The organism is Jeongeupia naejangsanensis (assembly GCF_016865585.1).
Lineage (GTDB): Bacteria > Pseudomonadota > Gammaproteobacteria > Burkholderiales > Chitinibacteraceae > Jeongeupia > Jeongeupia naejangsanensis.
Map to the genome: position 1 here is coordinate 125,832 of NZ_JAESND010000006.1, position 18,169 is coordinate 144,000.

Consider the following 18,169-nt stretch of genomic DNA (forward strand, 5'->3'; position numbering starts at 1 on the left):
GTCGAGTCGAGAGTGCGAGATCGCTTGAGGGCAAAATGGGGGCGAACGCCGGAATATCCAGCGTTCGCCCCCTGTTCTTGCTGCGTGGTCTGACGGCGCCGCGTTTACTGGGTGGCGGTATCCGGTGCCGGCGGCGTCTCGGTCAGGTTGACCGCTTGCGGCTGCGGGCGGTTCGTTGTGGCCGTCGAGAGCTCCGGTGCCTTCAGCACGCCGCCGGCGCTGATCCGGTTGGCCACCTGGATCGTGCCGCCCGACAGGCGCGCCATGATTGCGCCGTTGAGCTTCAGGTTCGGCTGGATCGTCAGCTGGCCTTGGGCATTGAATTTGCCGCCGACCAGAGTCGCGTCGAGAATCTGCACTGTGTCACCGCGGACGGCGAGGCGGCCGGTAAAGGTTTCGAAACGCGTCTGTCCACCACGGGCATAGGTCGCCGGCTGGGCCGACTTGAGCGGCGTGATCAGGTCGAAGTTGTGCAGCATGCCGTCACTGACGCGAAATTGCGCATCGATGCCTGGCTGGTCAAAGAGCTTGTGGTAGTCGTCGGCCTTGTAGACGAAGGTCGATTCGCCGGCGAGGCGGCCCGAAACATGGGTGACTTCGCTGAAGACCTGGCTGAACGGTTCGGCCTGGACGCCGTTGGTGCGCAGTGTGCCGGCCAGTGTCCAGGCGTTGTCCTGCCATCCCAGCTGGGCGCGACCGGTGACAATGCCCCCGTACAGGTCGCCGCGGATGTCTTCGATGTCGATGCCGTCCGGGCCGGCGAGTCCCTTGAGCAGCAGCCGGTCGAAGTGCACCGGGTGACCGAACGGCAGCGTGTAGCCGCTAGCGGTCAGGGTCACGGCAAACTGGCCTCCCTTGGGCTGTACGTGGAAGTCGAGGTGGTTGCCTTCGTCACCGGCTTGCAGCTCGGCCAGTTGGCCGTCACTGGCGAAACGCAGCGTCGCGTCGATCGGGCCGATCACGCTGCTGCCGAGCAATACGCTCGATTGCTTGAGGTCGATCTGGACGAGGCGCGGCTGATCGGCTTCGGGGCGAAGTTTTTCCGGGAGCTGCATCGCGAAGCGCGGGCTGAACTGGCCATTCTCGACGGTAATGCCGCGGATTTCACGCCCCCAGTTCAACAGGTTGTGGAGCGAAATCGGCACGCTGAGCTTGTCGATTTTTGCGGTGCGCGCATCCTGGTTGAACACGACATCATGCATGACCAGGGTGGGGCGGGGTGCGTATTCGATACCACTACGGCCGATCTGTACCGGCCCGTGCAGGCGCTTTTGCAGTGCATCGACGAGTCGGTCGCGGTACAGCGAGTCGGGGATCACGAGCGGAAGCAAGCCGATCAGGACCAGAATTAAAACGATAAGAATCAGTGGCTTCCGTGTGTTTTTCATGATCTCGTCTGGATTTATTGTTGGAATGTGTTGACAACGGGCGAGTCCGTTCCTATTATACGCATCTCTTCGGTTCCCCGATAGCTCAGTCGGTAGAGCAACGGACTGTTAATCCGTGTGTCCCTGGTTCGAGCCCAGGTCGGGGAGCCAACCCAATACCGAAGTCCCGGTTTCAAGCCGGGATTTTCTTTTCCCCGATAGCTCAGTCGGTAGAGCAACGGACTGTTAATCCGTGTGTCCCTGGTTCGAGCCCAGGTCGGGGAGCCAAATACGAAAAACCCCGGTCAGCGATGGCCGGGGTTTTTTGCGTCACGACCCGCGACCGCGGGTCGCAGGCGTTGCGTCTTACCAGACGTAGCCGAGACCGGCACCATAGGTCAACTGGTCGCGATCACCGCGCTCGCGCACGAACGAGCTGTCGGCCGCGTCGCCCATCAGCCGCTGCATGAAGGCGCCCGCGCCACCCCACCAGTGCCCCGAAATCTGGCCGATCACGCCGATCCAGCCGAAGACCTGCTGGTTGCCGCCGCCGGCCTGAAACGGCGCCAGACCGGATGCCGTCGCATCGGCGTCGGTGACGCCGTAGTAGGTATTCACATAGCTCGCGCTGGCCCAGGTCGCGCCGAGGCCGCTGCCGACGAAAAAGCGCTCCGACAGCGGTACCCACAGCGTTGCGCCAAGGTTGAACCGGGCGCCGTCATACACCTGACCGGCGTTGGTCAGTACGTTGGCGTTGACGCGGAAACGGTAGGGAATGCCGTGCAGGTTGTCGTACTCGTAGCCGATGAAGCCGCCAAACTCGACCGTGTTGTCGATGTCGTGCAGTTTGCTGATCACGTCGTCGCTGACATTGCTGCGACCGAGCTTGAGGTTGACGGCCGGGCCCCACTGGAAGCCGGTCAGCCCGCCGAAGTTGTACTGCGCATACGGGCCGTACCACTCGAACAGCCGGCCGGACTCGGTCACGTAGCGCACACCCGGCACGACGCCGATCATATCGTCCTTGCAGCCCGAGCACTCCGGGGTTGCGCCGATGCCGACGCCGACCAGATTGGGCAGATTCATCGACGGCAGATCGATGGCCTGCGCTGCGGAGGCGGCGAACAGCGCGAGACCGGCGATGGACGCGGCAAGACGGGTCATGGGGTGATCCTTGGTGGGAGTCTTGTCAGAGGTTGGGCGTGCGCGATTGCAGGAAGTCGAGGTATTTCGGGTCTTCGTCTTCGAAAATGCTGTCGTCGCCGTGGCCGCGAATGCGTTGCAGCGATTCGGCGGCGAGATCGAGCGCGCCGGTTTCGAACAGGGCCTGACCGAGGCGCAGGTGGACGAAGGGGTTGCCCATGCCGGCCGGCGTGAACGATGCCGTGGTCAGCGTTTCGATCGCGCGGGCAAAGTCGCCGTTGGCAAACTGGGTGTCGCCGATCGCGATCAGCAGGCTGGTACCCATCTCCCATTCCTCTTTCGGCGCCGGTACCAGTGCGTAGCCTGCCTTGTATTTGGCGATGGCCGCCTTGTAGTCGCCGGCTTCGTACAGCGCATCGCCGGCACCGGACAGTGCTTCGATCTCGTTGAACAGTTTGGCGGGAATGGCGGGCATGGCGGTCTTCCTGATAAGGCGGCGGTGGGCGATTCTACGATGAAAAGCGGATCGCCCAAATCGCCGCTATTACCCCTGTGCCAGCTTGGTGCGCGAGAGTGGCGGGTTCTTGGCGAAGTAGGCCTTGATGCCGCTGACGATGCTTTGCGCCATTTTCTGCTGATAGCCCTCGTCGATCAGCTTCTGTTCTTCGGCCGGATTGGAGATGAAGGCAGTCTCGATCAGGATCGACGGGATGTCCGGCGCCTTGAGCACGGCAAAACCGGCCTGCTCGACATGGTTCTTGTGCAGCCGGTTGATCTGCTTGAGCTGGGACAGCATCGCGTTGCCGAACTTCATGCTGTCGTTCAGCGTCGCCGTCTGCGTCAGGTCCATCAGCGTCTTGGCCAGGTGGACGTCCTTGACGTTGGCGATCTTCACACCGCCGATCAGGTCGGCGTCGTTCTGCGTCTGCGCCAGCCATTTGGCGGCGGTGCTCGTTGCACCGCGGTCGGACAGTACGAATACCGACGAGCCGTTGGCGTCGGGCTTGATGAAGGCGTCGGCGTGGATCGACATGAACAGGTCAGCCTGCACCGCGCGGGCCTTTTTTACCCGCACGCCGAGCGGCACGAAGAAGTCGTCGTCGCGCGTCATCACCACGCGCATGTTGGGTTCGTTCTCGAGCAGCGCCTTGACCTTCCGGGCGATCGACAGTACGACGGTCTTTTCGTGGTTGCCCTGCGGGCCGATCGCGCCCGGGTCTTCGCCGCCGTGGCCCGGATCGAGGACGACGGTGATCAGCCGGTCGATCTTCAGGTCCTTGCGGTCGACGTTGGTCGTTTTCGTTTGCGGTTCCGCCGGCTTGGCGGGTTCCGGCTGCTTGGCCGCCGGCGTCGGCGGGGTGGTCTGATCGTCGAGGAAGGCCAGCAGCGGGTCGTTCTGCACCGCCGGATACAGGTCGATCACCAGCCGGTGCTGGTATTCGCCGACCGGCGCCAGCGTGAACACCTGCGGCTTGACGTCGGTCTTCAGGTCGAGCACCAGCCGCACCGTGCCGGGCTTGTTGCGTGCGGCGCGCAGTTGCTGGATGTAGGGATCGTCGGCGTTGACCTTGCCGGCCAGCGTCTGCAGCTCGCCGTTCAGGTCGATGCCGTCGAGGTCGACGACCAGACGTTCGGGATTCTTCAGCGAAAACTGGTTGAAGCTCAAAGGCGCGGTCGATTCGATCGTGATCCGCGTATACGCCTGCGCCGGCCAGACGCGCACGGCGACGACGCGCGAATCGGTCGCGGCAAAGCCTTTCGGGATGACCGACAGCAGCAGGGTGGTGACCGCTGCACGCAGTACGGTGCGGCGGTGGGCGTCGGGGATCAGCGGGCGAGTCGGGCCAGGCATTGCGTTCCGTTTGTCGTCAGTGCGGTCAGGTTCAGGCGGCGGCCATCGGCCTCGGGCGCCAGCTGGATCAGCCAGTCCGGCGCGGGGAGCAGGCCCTCGGCCTTGTCGGCCCATTCGATCAGGCAGACGCTGTCGCGATTGAAGTAATCGCGAAAACCGGCATCTTCCCACTCCGATGGGTCGCTAAAGCGATATAAATCAAAGTGATACAAGTATAAATTCGAAACTGTATAAGGTTCAACCAGTGTATAGGTCGGACTTTTCACCCGCCCGGCGAATCCGAGCCCGCGCAGGATGCCGCGCGTCAGCGTGGTTTTGCCGGCGCCAAGGTCGCCTTCGAGGAAGATCACCAGCCCCGGATGCAGTGCCGCAGCCAGCCGTCCGCCGAGCGCGAGCGTCTCGGCCTCGTCGGCGAGAAAGAGCGTGAAGGCGGTATCATGGGCGTTATGCATAAGGATCTCGACAAGGGTCTCGACGTTCGGGAACTGGCCACTTCGATCAAGGCGTGGGGGGAGGCGCTCGGCTTTGCCAGGGTGGCGATTACCGGCACCGATCTCTCGCATGCCGAAGCAGGCCTTGCCGCGTGGCTGGAGGCCGGTTTTCACGGCGAGATGGATTATATGGCACGGCACGGCATGAAGCGTGCCCGGCCTGTCGAACTCGTGCCCGGTACTAAAACCGTGATCAGCGTCTTCCTGCCTTACCGTCCGCCCGGCGTGTCGTCGAGCGAGGCGGTGCTTGCCGACGGAACGAAGGCGCACATCTCGCGCTACGCACTGGGCCGCGATTATCACAAGGTCTTGCGCAACAAGCTGCAAAAGCTCGCCGACCGGATCGGCGCCGAGATCGGCCCGTTCGGCCACCGGGTGTTTGTCGATTCGGCGCCGGTGCTCGAGGTCGAGCTGGCGACGCAGGCGGGGCTGGGCTGGCGCGGCAAGCACACGCTGTTGATCAACCGCGACTACGGCTCGTACTTCTTCCTCGGCGAGCTGTTCACCGACCTCGAACTGCCGCTCGATCCGCCCGAGGAAAAAGAGCATTGCGGCCGCTGCACCAAGTGTCTGGTCGCCTGTCCGACGCAGGCCATTGTTGCACCGTACACGGTCGATGCACGCCGCTGCATTTCCTACCTGACGATCGAGTTGCACGGGGCGATTCCGGAAGAGTTCCGCTCCATGATCGGCAACCGCGTCTACGGCTGCGACGACTGCCAGCTCTGCTGCCCGTGGAACCGTTTTGCCGTCGATACCAGCGAAGCCGATTTCCATGTCCGCCACGGCCTCGATGACGTGACGCTGGTCGAGCTGTTCGCGTGGTCCGAGGACGACTTCAAGGAAAAGCTCGCCGGCAGCCCGATCTACCGGATCGGCTATGCGCGCTGGTTGCGTAACCTGGCGGTCGGGCTCGGCAACGCGCCGTCGACGCCGGCGGTGCTGGCGGCGCTGGTAGCGCGTGCCAACGACGATGATGATGTGGTCCGCGAGCACGTCGCGTGGGCGCTGGCGCGTCACGCTGCACTGCAAAATAAGCCATGATGGAGGCATCGAAACCGATGCCGCACCTCATGCCAGAAACATCCCCGTCCGTCATGATCCAGCCTTTCGGCGAAGCCGCGCTGATGCTCAGCGTCGACGTCGCGCTGGCAACGCAGCGGCGGCTGTGGGCGACTTGGCATGCCTTGTGCGCGCGGGAGCCCCAAGTCGAGTGGGTGCTCGGCATGGGCAATCTGACCGGTTTTTTCGATCCGCTGGCGATCGCAACGACGCAGCTCGAAAGGGCGATCGAGGCGGCCTGGCTGGACAGTAACGGCGCCGAGACCGAAATGGGCAAACGCGTCGAGATTCCCGTCGTCTATGGCGGTGAGGCCGGGCCGGATCTGGCGGTTGTCGCCGAGCAGGCCGGCCTGAGCTGCGACGAGGTGATCGCACGCCATGCAGCGGGCGAGTATGTCGTTTACTGCCTCGGCTTTCTGCCGGGCTTTGCCTACCTCGGCGGACTGGACCCCGCGCTCGCCTGCCCGCGCCGGGCGTCGCCGCGGCTGTCGGTGCCGGCCGGTTCGGTCGCGATCGGCGGCGCGCAGACGGCGGTCTATCCGCTGGCGTCGCCGGGTGGCTGGCAGTTGATCGGCCGGACCGATGTGAAGCTGTTTGATCCGTATCGCGAGACACCGGGGCTGTTGTCGCCGGGCGATACGGTCGTGTTCGTGCCGAGGCCGGCATGACGCTGACCATCCTCAAGCCCGGGCCGCAGACCAGCGTTCAGGACCTGGGGCGCGACGGGTATGCCGCGCTTGGCGTGCCGCGCGGGGGCGCTTGCGACCCGCTGTCGCTGCGGCTGGCCAATCTTGTTGCCGGCAATGCGGCAGGGGCAGCGGCACTGGAAATCACCCTGGGCGGTCTGGCGCTGCGCTTCGATGCGCCGACTGTGTTCGCTTGGGCCGGCGCGACGATGGGTGTGACGCTCGACGGCGTGGCACTGAGCCCGGCACACCGCTATGCAGCGGCCAAGGGCGCGGTGCTTCGTTTCGGCTTTGCCGAGCACGGGGCGCGCGCCTATCTGGCGCTGGCTGGCGGTATCGACGTGGCGCCGGTACTGGGCAGCCGCTCTACCGGCCTGCTTGCCGGCATCGGCGGCTTCAAGGGGCGTGCGCTGTGCGCGGGCGATGTGATCGAGTGCGGCGAGGCCGAGCCGCGCTTGCCCGGCGTTGCCGTGGCGCAGGCCGAGCGCGGCGAGCATCTGCGCGTGCTGCCGGGGCCGGACTGGCCGCTGCTCGGTCAGGATGCCCAGCGGCAACTGTTGCGAACGCCCTGGCACATCGGGCTTGCCAGCAACCGGATGGGCATGCGGCTGACCGGTACCGCGGTCGACGTGGCATCGGCTTCATCGCTCGCTTCACATGCGGTGATGCCGGGTTGCGTGCAGCTGCCGCCGTCGGGCGAGCCCATCGTGCTGCTGGCCGATGCGCAGACCACCGGTGGTTATCTGCGGCCCTTGGTCGTGATTCGCGCGGACCTGTGGCGCGCCGGGCAGTTCAAGCCGGGCGACACGCTGCGCTTTGTCGAAGTGGATACCGCTGCGGCGCTGGCAGCAACGACGGCGCAGCGGGACTGGCTCGAACGCATGCGTCGCGCGCTGGCCTGGGAGGGACGATGAACTATCTGGCGCTGAACGCCGATCTGGGCGAAGGCTATGAATACGATGCGGCGCTGATGCCGCTGATCGACGCGGCCAGCATTGCCTGTGGCGGCCATGCCGGCGGGGTGGATTCGATGCGCGAGGCGGTGCAGCTGGCCCGCGCCAATGGGGTGCGCATCGGTGCGCATCCGAGTTATCCGGATCGCGAACACTTTGGCCGGGTGTCGTTGCAGATGTCCGATCCCAAGCTCGTCGCCAGTCTGACTGCGCAGCTGTGGGCGCTGAAGGCCGTCTGCATCGAGGCCGGCGTCTCGGTGTCTTACGTGAAGCCGCATGGCGCGCTGTACAACGACGCGGCGCGGGATCCGAAGCTGGCAGCGCTGCTGGCGCAATCGGTGTACGAGATCGATCCGTCGCTCGCGCTGATGGCGATGACCGGCAGCGAGCTCGTCAAGGCCGGCGAGGCGGTCGGGCTGACCGTGATCCGCGAGGCCTTTGCCGATCGCGCCTACCTCGACGATGGCAGTCTGGCGCCCCGCAGCGAAGCGGGCGCCGTGCTCGACGACATCGCCGCGATCGCCCAGGTCGAGAGCCTGTGGCGGCAGGGCGGCGTGTACGCCCAGAACGGCGACTGGCTGCCGCTGGTGGCGGATTCGGTGTGCATTCATGGCGACAATGCCCATGCACTGAAATTTGCCCAAACCTTGCGCAAGCGCTTTCCCCGACGCGTTTGAGGCTGTTTCGCCCTTGCCGGGCGGCGTAGAATGCCCGCTTTCGGGGAACAGAATGCAGAACGCTCAACCATCGCACGCCATCGGCGTATTCGATTCCGGCGTCGGCGGCCTGACCGTAGTCCGCGCGCTGATGGACCGGCTGCCGTTCGAGAACATCATCTATTTCGGCGACACCGCGCGCGTGCCCTACGGCGTGAAGTCCGTCGCTACCATCGAGCATTTCACCCAGCAGATTGCCGACTTCCTGCGCGAGCAGAACGTCAAGATGCTGATCATCGCCTGCAACACCATGGCGGCCGTCGCCGCCGACAAGGTGCGCGAGGCGTCGCCGGTGCCGGTGCTCGACGTGATCGAAGCCGGCGCGCGCGAGGCGGCCAAACGGACGAAGTCGGGCGGCATCGGCGTCATCGGTACGCCGACGACGATCAATTCCAACGCCTACGCCCGCGCCATCCACACGCTCGAACCCAAGTACCGCGTCTACTCGCAAGCCTGTCCGTTGTTCGTGCCGCTGGTCGAGGAAGGCTGGGTCGATCACCCGGTAACCCGGATGGTCGCGCAGGAATACTTGCGGCCGGTGTTCGTCGAAAGCATCGACACGCTGGTGCTCGGCTGCACCCATTACCCGCTGCTCAAGCCGATGCTGCTCGACGTCACCGGCAGCCGGATGGAGCTGGTCGATTCGGCGCTGGCGATCGCCGATCAGGCCGCTGACCTGCTGGCCGAGCAGGGACTGGCCAATCCGCATCGCGGCCGGCCGGACTATCGTTGCTATGTGACCGACGTGCCGGTGAAATTCCAGACCATCGGCGAGCGTTTTCTGGGGCGGAGTCTGGGCAAGGTCGAACTCGTCAGCCTCTAGCACGATGCATAAAACCGCGCTGGCTGCGTTGTGCTCGCTTGCCGTGTCGTTGGCGTGATCTGGGTAACCACGGATCGCTTGGAGGAGTTGCAGAGGTGCTGTACGGATTCTGTGTGCTGGTGCTGTTCCAGCTGATCGGTGAGGTCGCCTCCAACCTGTTGCACCTGCCGCTGCCCGGCCCGGTGCTGGGGATGTTGCTGCTCGCCGCCTGGTGCGTCTGGCATCGCGGCGTCGATCCGCGGCTGGCACAGGTCGCACAAGGGCTGCTCGGTTACATGGGCTTGCTGTTCGTGCCGGCCGGCGTCGGGCTGATGCTGCTCGGCCCGGTGCTGCGGGATCAGGGCCTGGCGATGCTGCCGGTGCTGGTGCTGTCGCTGGTGATCACCATGGCGGTGACGGCGCTGACGATGAAGGCGATGCTGAACCGCCATCGCCGCAAGCTGCGCAACCGGGTGCTGGTACGCCGCAAGGGGAAGGCCGATGAACATTGATGCCGCTTTCGCTTCGCTCAAGGCCGCACCGTTGTTGTGGCTGCTGGTGACAGGGCTTGCCTACCTGCTGGCCGAAAAGCTTTTCCGCAAGAGCGGCCACAATCCGCTGCTGCATCCGGTGCTGGTGGCGATTGCGCTGATCATCGTCGTCCTCAGCGTTGCCCGGATACCGTATCCGGACTACTTCAGTGGTGCGCGTCTTCTGCACCTGCTGCTGGGGCCTGCGACCGTTGCGCTCGCCGTGCCGCTGTACGACAACCTGCAGCGCGTGCGATCGCTGCTCGTACCGCTGTCTGTATCGCTCTTCGTCGGCGGCGTTACCGGCATCGTCTCGGCGCTGCTGCTGGGCAAGCTGTTCGGCCTGTCGTGGCCGGTTCAGGTGTCGTTCGCACCGAAGTCGGTGACCACACCGATTGCGATGGCGCTGGCCGACAAGCTCGGCGGCCTCGCACCATTGACCGCCAACCTCGTCATCATCACCGGCATCCTCGGCGCCATCATCGTCGTACCGCTGATGCGCTGGCTCAAGGTTACCGGCGAGATCGAACAGGGGCTGGCGCTCGGTGTCGCCGCGCACGGCGTCGGCACCGCGCGCGGGTTTCAGTTGTCGACGACGACCGGGGCGTTCTCCGGGCTGGCGATGGGGCTCAACGGGGTGCTGACCTCGGTCGTGCTGCCGGTCATTCTGGCGTTCTGGCCGCATTGACCGCCGGCTACCGATGACGTGCAAGGCGCGTTCTTGCGAGATGGGTCTTGTGGACAAGCTGTTTGACCGTTATAACGGCACCGACTTTTAGACTGGAATTGCAACTCGATGAGTGTTCGACCCGTTAGCAAGCACGATGTGACCAACTGGTCGGACACAGAAACGGTCTGCGGCACGGAGCAATCCCTTCGTGTGGTCGACGAGGACGCGTTGCGCAGGGCCGTCACCGGTACGGATGGCCGCATCCGCCCATTGGGAACGCGCTATTCCAATGTGAGGCTGCTGAATCTGGCCCAGCCGTCCGATGTGGCTGCGCTGATGGACGGATACACCGGCATGGTCCGTCACGATGCCGGCTCGGTGACCTACAAATCGGGCACGCCGTTGCACGTGATTTACGACGAACTCAAGGCAATGGGGCGGATGCTGCCCCATGCGCCGGGTGTCATTGCCGTGCAAAGTCTGGGTGGCGCGGTGGCGACCGGTACGCATGGCCAGGGTCTGCAGCAGTGTGCGATCTCCGATTCGGTTCTGGCCATCAGGCTGATGCTGGCCGATGGCCGCGTGATGACGCTGGACGAGTCGGACGCGGGGTTCGACGGCGCGAAACTCAATCTGGGCTGCCTTGGCATCGTGCTGGAAATCACGCTGCGCACGATCCCCTATGCGGAACACATCTGCTCGAAGGTGTCGATCAGCGACGACGTCCTGTTCGACCAGTTCATCCAGATCAACCAGCAACACGAGTACGCCAAGTGCTGGTGGTTTCCGGACGAGCAGCAGGCCATGCTGTGGTACAGCGATGCCGTGCAGGACTGGCGGCAGGAAAACGTGAACGCGCTGGCCGACGGCGTCTTTTCCCGAACCATCGACAACAGCCTGACCTTGATGGGGCAGGACATCCGGCCGGATCAGGCCGATTGCAAGCCGTACCAGACGGTCACCCGCTTCCGGGACGAGGCGCAGCTGCAGGCCGGCATTCCGGATATCTGGTGCAAGGGCATTCCGGTGCCGCAGATCAATTTCGAAATTGCCGTGGATCTGGACAGGTTTGCCGATGCGGTTGCAGCCCTGAAGCGGATTCATCGCGACTCCCCGCAACGGACGCACTACCCGGTGATCCTGCGCTGCACCGGTCCGTCGGGGGCCTGGCTGAGTCCGACGCTCAACCGGCCGGTCTGCTATTTCGGTTTCGTCGTTTATTACGCGATGGACGGCGGTATTTCCAAAGCCGGCATGGACTACGTCAGTCAGGTGGAGCAGGCCTTGGGCGCCTTGGGCGGCAGGCCGCACTGGGGCAAGTACTTCGAAGCGGAGCGCTATCGCTGGCCGGCACTTTATCCGGACTTGAACCGGTTCATCACGCTGAAGCACAGCCTCGATCCGCTCAACCGGTTCGGGAATGCCTTTTCCGACGGCGTGCTTGCCCTGGCCTGAGACTGTTCGCCGAAGCAATGTCCGTGGCTTCCTCGTTCGGTTGTTGCAGCGGGCGAAAGTGGCGCCGGATTACTCGGGCCGCCGCCATAACCACACCAGCACCAGCGCCATCGAAATCCCGGCAAACCACAGCGCACGGCTGTGGATCAGCAGCACGCTGATGCCGAAGCTGACGGCCATCATGATCGTGGCCGCCCATTTGGCCCGGCGCGGAACGGCGCCACGGGCCTCCCATTCGGCGATCAGTGCTCCGAATACCTTGTGGCGCAGCAGCCAGGCGTGCCACGCCGGCTCGCCACGGGCAAAGCAGAATGCCGCGAGCAGCACGAACGGTGTGGTCGGCAAGAGCGGCAGTACCGCGCCGATGGCGCCGAGCAGCAGGGCGAGCAGGCCGGCGATGCGCCAGAGGTTGCGTCGCAGCATCGGCGCTCAGACCCGCAGCAGCGCTTCGCGCCCCGGCAGCCAGCGGTCCAGATGCGGAATCGCCAGTTGCGGCTCGGTGGCGAGGATGTTCTCGGCGACGTCGCGTGCCGCGTCCAGCAGGTCGGCGTCCTTTTCCAGATCGGCGAAGCGCAGCATCGGCACACCGGACTGACGTACGCCGGCCAGTTCGCCCGGGCCGCGGATCTGCAAGTCCTGACGGGCGATCTCGAATCCGTCGGTGCTTTCGTAGATCACCTTGAGCCGCGCCTTGGCCGTCTCGCCCAGCGGGCCGGTGTATAGCAGGATGCACAGGCTGGCATGGGCGCCACGGCCGACGCGGCCTCGCAGCTGGTGCAGCTGCGCCAGCCCCATCCGTTCGGCGTGTTCGATGACCATCAGGCTGGCGTTGGGGACGTCGACGCCGACTTCGATCACTGTCGTCGCGACCAGCACCTGAATCTCGTTGCGCTTGAACGCGTCCATCATCGCGGCCTTCTCGGCCGGCTTCATCTTGCCGTGAACAAGGCCGATGGCGATGCCTTCGAGTTCCTCGGTCAGCTGCGCGTGGGTGTCGACGGCGGTCTGCAACTGCAGCGCTTCGGATTCCTCGATCAGCGGGCAGACCCAGTACACCTGCCGGCCTTCGAGCACCTTGCTGGCGATGCGCTCGATGATCTCGTCGCGGCGCGCGTCCGACACCAGCTTGGTGACGATCGGCGTGCGGCCCGGTGGCAGTTCGTCGATGACGCTGACGTCGAGGTCGGCGTAGAAGCTCATCGCCAGCGTGCGCGGGATCGGCGTCGCCGACATCATCAACTGGTGCGGGCTGCCGCCTTTTTCGCGCAGCGCCAGCCGCTGGGCGACGCCGAAGCGGTGCTGTTCGTCGACGATGGCCAGACCAAGGTTCTTGAACTCGACCGTGCCCTGAAAGATCGCGTGCGTGCCGACGACCATCTGTGCGCTGCCGAGCGCGGCATCCTCGAGTGCTTCGCGCTTGGCCCTGGCCTTGAGGCTGCCGGTCAGCCACGCCACCTTGACGCCGAGCGGCTCCAGCCACTGGACGAACTTGGCGTAGTGCTGCTCGGCGAGGATTTCGGTCGGCGCGAGCATCGCGACCTGGTAGCCGGCCTCGATCGCGTGGCAGGCGGCGATCGCGGCGACGATGGTCTTGCCGGCGCCGACGTCGCCCTGCAGCAGCCGTTGCATCGGATGGCGCTGGCCGAGGTCTTTTGAAATATCCAGCAGCACGCGGTTCTGCGCCTTGGTCAGCCCGAACGGCAGGCTGGCAACCAGTTGTGCGGCCAGCCGGCCCGGCGGTGCGATCACCGGTGCGGTGCGTTCGCGCCGGATCGCCCGGGCCATGCGCAGCGACAGCTGCTGGGCCAGCAACTCGTCGAACTTGATCCGCCGCCACGTCGGGTGGATGCGCTCGGTCAATTGCACGCGGGCGACGTCGGGCGGCGGGTTGTGCAGAAAGCGCACCGACTCGGCGAAGTCGGGAAAACCGAAATCGTGGCGCACCGCCGCCGGCAGGGTGTCGGTCAGCGGCTCGTCCTTCAGCGCCTTGGCGATCAGCCGGGCGAGCTGGGCCTGCGACAGGTTGGCGGTGGTGGGGTAGATCGGCGTCAGGCTGTCGTTGAGCGTGTCGCTGTCCGACAGCGTCTTGACCTTGGGGTGGACCATTTCGTCGCCCCAGAAACCGTGGCGGATTTCGCCGTACAGCCGTACCCGCTTGCCGACGGCGAGCTGTTGGGCCTGATTCGGGTAGAAGTGGATCAGTCGCACCACCAGCGTGCCGCTGGCATCGCGCACGCGGGCGACGAGCTGTTTCTTCGGCCGGAACGTGGTCTCGCAGCCGGTGACTTCGCCTTCGACCAGCGCAGCGGTGCCGACCGGCGCTTCGGCGATCGGGTAGAGCTGGGTTTCGTCTTCGTAGCGCATCGGCAGGTGCAGCACGAGGTCGAAGGCACGGCTGATGCCGAGTTTCAACAGGCGGGTGCGCAGGCCGGGCTGGAGTTGGGCGAGGTCCATCAAGCTAGAACGATTGTTCTGTTGCCTTGGACTGTAGCGGATTTGTGCCGCTTTGGCGAGGCGCGCGGCCGTGCCGGCTCAAGAAACACGCCGGATTGCCGATGGCATGGAATCAATCACAGGAATCCGCCATGACGACGATCTCGGTCCCGAGTCTTGCTACCGCCGCCCGGCCCGCAGCCGGTGGCGGCAACATCAACGAGCAGATCGAGCGGGTCAAGGAGAAAATCCAGGACACGCAGGACCAGATCAGCAAGCTCGCGCACGACGACTCGCTGGGGCCCAAAGAGAAAAAGGAAATCCAGCAGTTGCTGCAGGCGCAGCTGGCATTGCTGCAGGAGCGCTTGCGCCAGCTGGTCGAACAGCGCAGCGAGCGTGGAGACAGGCATTCGCCGGCCCAGCCACGGCAGGAGTCGAATCCGGTCACCCAGGTGGTGCAGGCGGTGACCGGTTCGGTGGACGTGAAGGTGTGAGTGACGGGCGCCGTTGCGCGGCGCCCGCGGGCTGACCGTTATTCCTGCGTCTGCCGTGCCAGCCGGACCAGCGCGTGGGCGACTTTCTCGACGCCGGCCTGTGTCCGGGCCTCGACCAGCGCGCCATCTTCACCGAAGGCCTGACCGGCGCCGCCGACGGCCTGCTGCTGCGGAATCACCAGAAAGCCGAGGTTGGTCAGGTACTGGCGGCTGGCGATCAGCGAGCGCAGCCCGCCCAGCGCACCCGGCGACGCCGACAGCAGCCCGGCGACCTTGCCTTCGAGAAAGCGCAGCCCGGACTGGCCGCTGGCATCGGCGCGGCTGACCCAGTCGAGCGTGTTCTTCAAGAGCGGCGGGAACATGCCGTTGTATTCGGGCGTCGACAGCAGCAGGCCGTGATGGGCGGCGAACTGCTGCTGCAGCCGTGCCGCGGCTTCGGGCAGGCCGTCGCGGGCTTCGAGATCGCCGTTGTACAGCGGCAGCTCGTAATCGAGCAGGTCGATCAGCGTGACCTCGGCACCGGCGTCGCGCGCGGCCCGGGCGCCGACGGCGATCAGCTTGCGGTTGAACGAGGCGACGCGGGTACTGGCGGAAAAAGCGAGCAGGCGAACCGTCATGGGGACTCCGTGAGCGTGGTGGCAACCGCGACCGGGCCGGTCAGCAGTTTGTGGATCGGACAGGCGTTGGCGATATCGAGCAGGCGGGTGCGCTGGTCGGTATCGAGCGCACCGACGAATTCGACCTGCCGCTCGATCCGGGCATCGCCATCCTTGTGGTCGGGCGCGTAGGCGAGCCGGACCCGGACGTCGTCGAGCGGCCAGCCCTTGCGCGCTGCGTACATCTTGACCGTGATCGCGGTGCAGGTGCCGAGCGCGGCCAAGAGCTGCGCGTGCGGATCGGGGCCGGCGTCCATGCCGCCCGATTCGCGGCCGACGTCGCCGAACCAGTCGTGACGGCCGTCGGTCAGCAGCGCACGGAACGGTTCGCCCGACAGGTGGGCGTTGACGATGTCGCGGGCCATCATTCCCCCCTCAGTTTCGGCACGGCCGGTGCCGGCAGCCGGTCACCATCGTAGCCATGGACTTCGCCGAAGCGCGCGTCGCCGGCGTTCCACTCGTCGGTGGCCTCGCGGATGTCGGCACCGTTGCGGCCGACGAAGTTCCAGTACAGGATGCGCTCGGACTTGAAGGGCTCGCCGCCGACGATGAGGATGCGCGTCGCGGCATCGGTTTCGACCTGCAATGCATCGTGGCCACAGCCGAAGTACAGGCATTCGCCCGGCACCAGCGTCTCGCCGTTCAGCCGGGCCTCGCCGACCAGCACGATGGCGCCGTACTCGAAGTCGCGGCGCAGCGGCAGCGTCGTCGCGGCGGCGGCCGCTGCGTTGAGGTCGAGGCCCAGCAGCGGCGTATAGACGCGCGCCGGCGACACGTGACCCATGAATTCGCCGGCCAGTACGGTGACCCGGTAGCCGCCGTCGTCGAATTCCGGCAGCGACGGGTAATGCTCGAATGCCGGCGGGCGCTCGAACTGCTCGTCCGGCAGCGCGATCCACAGCTGTGCGCCGTGCATGATCGCGCTGTGGTTCGGCGGCGATTCTTCCGAGTGCGAAATGCCGTGGCCGGCGGTCATCAGGTTGACCTGTCCGGGGCGGATCAGCTGTTCGAAGCCGAGGCTGTCACGGTGGTAGACCTCGCCCTCCAGCAGCCAGGAAAAGGTCTGCAGCCCGATGTGCGGGTGCGGGCCGACGCGCATGCCCTTGCCGGCACCGATGTCGACCGGGCCGAAATGGTCGAGGAAGCACCACGCGCCGATCATCCGGCGTTCGCGGTTGGGCAGGGCGCGGCGGATCTGCATGCCTTCGCCGAGCACGGCATTGTGCGCGGCAAAGCGCTGCACGAAGGGTGGCGCCGGGCAGTCGGTCGAGATCGATACTTCGTGTTCGGTGCTGCTCATCACGGCTCCTTGTCTGGATTGGCGCAGGGGCGCCGGTTGTCTGACTTCTTCTTTCATGGCGGCAGTCGCGGCGGATGCGAATACTTTGCGGCGAGCGCGGTGGTAAGGGAAGCCCGCAGTTAGGATTTATCGCAGTATTGCCCACAAAGATGGCGAGCTATCGTTGCGGGCATCGATGTTTGTTGTTCATCTCGCCAAGGAATCAGGACATGTCGCATCAACCGAATGCTTATCGCTTGCTCGACCAGATGCGCGAGCAAGGTGCCATTTCCGACGAGGTGCATGCCACCATCGCGCAACTGCTCGCACAGGAGCGTGCACAAGGCTATGCCGCCGGTGCCGATGTGATGAGTGGGCGGTTCTCGGCAAAAATGCTGACCGCATCTGCCGAGAGCCACGCACACTGATTTCGGGTGCCTAGGCCCGTTCGAAACCGTTAAGGCCTTGCTGGAAGTCGACAAAGGCCTGCTGGACCTCTTCGGCGGTGTTCATCACGAAGGGGCCGTAGCGTGCCACGGTCTCGTTCAGCGGTTTGCCGGCGACGACGATGAAACGGACTTCCTGTTCCAGCGCGCCGACGGCGATCGTGTCGCCCTGCGTCAGCGCGGCGAGTTCACCCTGCTTCACCGGCCGCTCCTGCGGGCCGTCGACCACGCTCAGCACATTCTGGTAGACGTAGATGAAGGCATGATGTTCCGCCGGCATCGTCAGATCCAGTGTCGCACCGGCCGGCAGGATCACGTCGTAGTAGCTCGGCTGCGTCGCCACGCCCGATACCGGGCCGGTCACGCCGCCAAACGTGCCGGCGATCACCTTGACCGAACCGCCGCCATCCAGCGCAACCTGCGGGATCTCGCTGGCGGCGAATTCCTGATAGCGCGGCGCGGTCATCTTGTCGCTGGCCGGCAGGTTCACCCACAGCTGGAAGCCCTGCAGCAGGCCGTTTTCCTGTTGCGGCATTTCCGAGTGGACGATGCCGCGCCCGGCGGTCATCCATTGCACGCTGCCCGGGCCGAGGTTGCCGGTGTTGCCCTTGTTGTCGCCGTGCTGCATCTGGCCGGCGAGCATGTAGGTCACCGTTTCGAAGCCGCGGTGCGGGTGCTCCGGAAAACCGGCGAGGTAGTCGTCGGCGTTGTCCGATCGGAATTCGTCGAGCAGCAGGAACGGGTCGAGCATCGGCAGGTCCTGGCTGCCGATCACGCGGTTGAGCCGGACGCCACCGCCGTCGGAGGTGGCCATGCCGCGGACGATGCGGGCGATACGGCGATAGGAAGCGGTGGTCATGATCGGGGACTCCAGTCAGTGGTGGTGTCGCTATCATCGTGCAAGCTGTCCGGAATGATAATCCACCGGATCGGCAATTGATTGTTCTACTGGTGGGACAATAGGGCGCTTGCCTGTGGCGTGCGGCGTGGTCGACACCAATCGGCCTTGACGTTGGCATTCATTCGATCTTTAATTTCTGTAAATACAGAAATTTCGGAAATAAATGACGAGTTGGCCACTGCCACGCCACGACTGCCTTCAGCAATTCCGCTGTGGCTGCCGGATCGGGCGGA

The 18,169-nt window shown here is 65.1% G+C and carries 21 protein-coding genes and 2 tRNA genes; 12 read left to right on the forward strand and 11 right to left on the reverse strand.

Going from position 1 to position 18,169, the window contains the following annotated elements; translation table 11 throughout:
* Window positions 1-104 precede the first annotated feature (104 nt).
* On the reverse strand, window positions 105-1,388 hold the full coding sequence (locus JMJ54_RS12820; protein WP_203538953.1) for an AsmA family protein: 1,284 nt from the start codon (window positions 1,386-1,388) through the stop codon (window positions 105-107).
* A 74-nt stretch (window positions 1,389-1,462) separates the two neighbouring features.
* Between JMJ54_RS12820 and JMJ54_RS12825 the strand changes: the two genes are divergently transcribed.
* Together JMJ54_RS12825 and JMJ54_RS12830 are read left to right on the forward strand one after the other, a co-directional pair.
* Window positions 1,463-1,538: transfer RNA gene (locus JMJ54_RS12825), tRNA-Asn, on the forward strand.
* Between the two features lie 41 nt (window positions 1,539-1,579).
* Window positions 1,580-1,655: transfer RNA gene (locus JMJ54_RS12830), tRNA-Asn, on the forward strand.
* 78 nt (window positions 1,656-1,733) lie between these two features.
* On the opposite strand, the gene JMJ54_RS12835 is transcribed toward JMJ54_RS12830, so the two are convergent.
* From JMJ54_RS12835 to tsaE, 4 genes are all read right to left on the reverse strand, one after another.
* The gene (locus tag JMJ54_RS12835; protein ID WP_203538954.1) at window positions 1,734-2,531 is read right to left on the reverse strand and encodes a MipA/OmpV family protein; all 798 of its coding nucleotides are present in this window, start codon (window positions 2,529-2,531) and stop codon (window positions 1,734-1,736) included.
* A gap of 25 nt (window positions 2,532-2,556) precedes the next feature.
* A complete protein-coding gene (locus JMJ54_RS12840) occupies window positions 2,557-2,985 on the reverse strand; it encodes a tetratricopeptide repeat protein (protein WP_203538955.1) in 429 nt (142 codons plus the stop codon).
* Window positions 2,986-3,054: 69 nt separating this feature from the next.
* Entirely contained in the window at window positions 3,055-4,362 is a 1,308-nt protein-coding gene (locus tag JMJ54_RS12845; RefSeq protein WP_203538956.1) for an N-acetylmuramoyl-L-alanine amidase, read from the reverse strand.
* The gene (tsaE, locus tag JMJ54_RS12850) at window positions 4,338-4,814 is read right to left on the reverse strand and encodes a tRNA (adenosine(37)-N6)-threonylcarbamoyltransferase complex ATPase subunit type 1 TsaE (RefSeq protein ID WP_203538957.1); all 477 of its coding nucleotides are present in this window, start codon (window positions 4,812-4,814) and stop codon (window positions 4,338-4,340) included. The genes JMJ54_RS12845 and tsaE overlap by 25 nt, the downstream gene beginning before the upstream one ends.
* On the opposite strand from tsaE, the gene queG reads away from it, so the two are divergent.
* The 8 genes from queG (at window position 4,800) to JMJ54_RS12890 (ending at window position 11,727) form a co-directional block, all read left to right on the forward strand.
* The gene (gene queG, locus JMJ54_RS12855; protein ID WP_239000075.1) at window positions 4,800-5,897 is read left to right on the forward strand and encodes a tRNA epoxyqueuosine(34) reductase QueG; all 1,098 of its coding nucleotides are present in this window, start codon (window positions 4,800-4,802) and stop codon (window positions 5,895-5,897) included. The two genes, tsaE and queG, sit on opposite strands and share 15 nt — an antisense overlap.
* A 53-nt stretch (window positions 5,898-5,950) precedes the next feature.
* Window positions 5,951-6,583 carry a 5-oxoprolinase subunit PxpB gene (gene pxpB, locus JMJ54_RS12860; RefSeq protein WP_275411107.1) on the forward strand — a complete coding sequence of 211 codons (633 nt, stop codon included), beginning with the start codon at window positions 5,951-5,953 and terminating at the stop codon, window positions 6,581-6,583.
* Window positions 6,580-7,515, forward strand: a complete 936-nt coding sequence (locus tag JMJ54_RS12865) for a 5-oxoprolinase subunit C family protein (RefSeq protein WP_203538959.1) — start codon at window positions 6,580-6,582, stop codon at window positions 7,513-7,515. Before pxpB ends, JMJ54_RS12865 begins: the two co-directional genes overlap by 4 nt.
* The gene (pxpA, locus tag JMJ54_RS12870; protein WP_203538960.1) at window positions 7,512-8,231 is read left to right on the forward strand and encodes a 5-oxoprolinase subunit PxpA; all 720 of its coding nucleotides are present in this window, start codon (window positions 7,512-7,514) and stop codon (window positions 8,229-8,231) included. The genes JMJ54_RS12865 and pxpA overlap by 4 nt, the downstream gene beginning before the upstream one ends.
* 52 nt (window positions 8,232-8,283) lie before the next feature.
* Complete coding sequence (murI, locus tag JMJ54_RS12875; protein ID WP_203538961.1) at window positions 8,284-9,093, forward strand: glutamate racemase; 810 nt, start codon at window positions 8,284-8,286, stop codon at window positions 9,091-9,093.
* Window positions 9,094-9,188: 95 nt separating this feature from the next.
* Complete coding sequence (locus JMJ54_RS12880; protein WP_203538962.1) at window positions 9,189-9,584, forward strand: CidA/LrgA family protein; 396 nt, start codon at window positions 9,189-9,191, stop codon at window positions 9,582-9,584.
* Entirely contained in the window at window positions 9,574-10,290 is a 717-nt protein-coding gene (locus JMJ54_RS12885; RefSeq protein WP_203538963.1) for an LrgB family protein, read from the forward strand. Before JMJ54_RS12880 ends, JMJ54_RS12885 begins: the two co-directional genes overlap by 11 nt.
* Window positions 10,291-10,398: 108 nt before the next feature.
* A complete protein-coding gene (locus JMJ54_RS12890; RefSeq protein WP_203538964.1) occupies window positions 10,399-11,727 on the forward strand; it encodes a D-arabinono-1,4-lactone oxidase in 1,329 nt (442 codons plus the stop codon).
* Between the two features lie 69 nt (window positions 11,728-11,796).
* Here the strand turns inward: JMJ54_RS12890 and JMJ54_RS12895 are convergent, their stop codons facing one another.
* Both JMJ54_RS12895 and recG read right to left on the reverse strand, forming a co-directional pair.
* On the reverse strand, window positions 11,797-12,150 hold the full coding sequence (locus JMJ54_RS12895) for a YbaN family protein (RefSeq protein WP_203538965.1): 354 nt from the start codon (window positions 12,148-12,150) through the stop codon (window positions 11,797-11,799).
* A gap of 6 nt (window positions 12,151-12,156) precedes the next feature.
* The gene (gene recG / locus JMJ54_RS12900; RefSeq protein WP_308438004.1) at window positions 12,157-14,223 is read right to left on the reverse strand and encodes an ATP-dependent DNA helicase RecG; all 2,067 of its coding nucleotides are present in this window, start codon (window positions 14,221-14,223) and stop codon (window positions 12,157-12,159) included.
* Between the two features lie 89 nt (window positions 14,224-14,312).
* Between recG and JMJ54_RS12905 the strand changes: the two genes are divergently transcribed.
* The gene (locus JMJ54_RS12905; RefSeq protein WP_203538967.1) at window positions 14,313-14,654 is read left to right on the forward strand and encodes a FlxA-like family protein; all 342 of its coding nucleotides are present in this window, start codon (window positions 14,313-14,315) and stop codon (window positions 14,652-14,654) included.
* Between the two features lie 38 nt (window positions 14,655-14,692).
* Here JMJ54_RS12905 and JMJ54_RS12910 read toward each other — a convergent pair whose 3' ends face one another.
* The 3 genes from JMJ54_RS12910 to JMJ54_RS12920 are packed head-to-tail and all read right to left on the reverse strand — an operon-like array spanning window position 14,693 to window position 16,610.
* Window positions 14,693-15,271: an NADPH-dependent FMN reductase gene (locus JMJ54_RS12910; protein WP_203538968.1), complete on the reverse strand. Its 579-nt coding sequence runs from the start codon at window positions 15,269-15,271 to the stop codon at window positions 14,693-14,695.
* On the reverse strand, window positions 15,268-15,678 hold the full coding sequence (locus JMJ54_RS12915) for an OsmC family protein (protein WP_203538969.1): 411 nt from the start codon (window positions 15,676-15,678) through the stop codon (window positions 15,268-15,270). Before JMJ54_RS12915 ends, JMJ54_RS12910 begins: the two co-directional genes overlap by 4 nt.
* Window positions 15,675-16,610, reverse strand: coding sequence for a pirin family protein (locus JMJ54_RS12920; protein WP_203538970.1), 936 nt, complete (start codon window positions 16,608-16,610; stop codon window positions 15,675-15,677). Before JMJ54_RS12920 ends, JMJ54_RS12915 begins: the two co-directional genes overlap by 4 nt.
* A 209-nt stretch (window positions 16,611-16,819) precedes the next feature.
* Here JMJ54_RS12920 and JMJ54_RS12925 point away from each other — a divergent pair, with 209 nt between their 5' ends.
* Window positions 16,820-17,017 carry a hypothetical protein gene (locus JMJ54_RS12925; protein ID WP_189461413.1) on the forward strand — a complete coding sequence of 66 codons (198 nt, stop codon included), beginning with the start codon at window positions 16,820-16,822 and terminating at the stop codon, window positions 17,015-17,017.
* A 10-nt stretch (window positions 17,018-17,027) separates the two neighbouring features.
* On the opposite strand, the gene JMJ54_RS12930 is transcribed toward JMJ54_RS12925, so the two are convergent.
* Window positions 17,028-17,894, reverse strand: a complete 867-nt coding sequence (locus JMJ54_RS12930) for a pirin family protein (RefSeq protein ID WP_203538971.1) — start codon at window positions 17,892-17,894, stop codon at window positions 17,028-17,030.
* Between the last annotated feature and the right edge of the window lie 275 nt (window positions 17,895-18,169).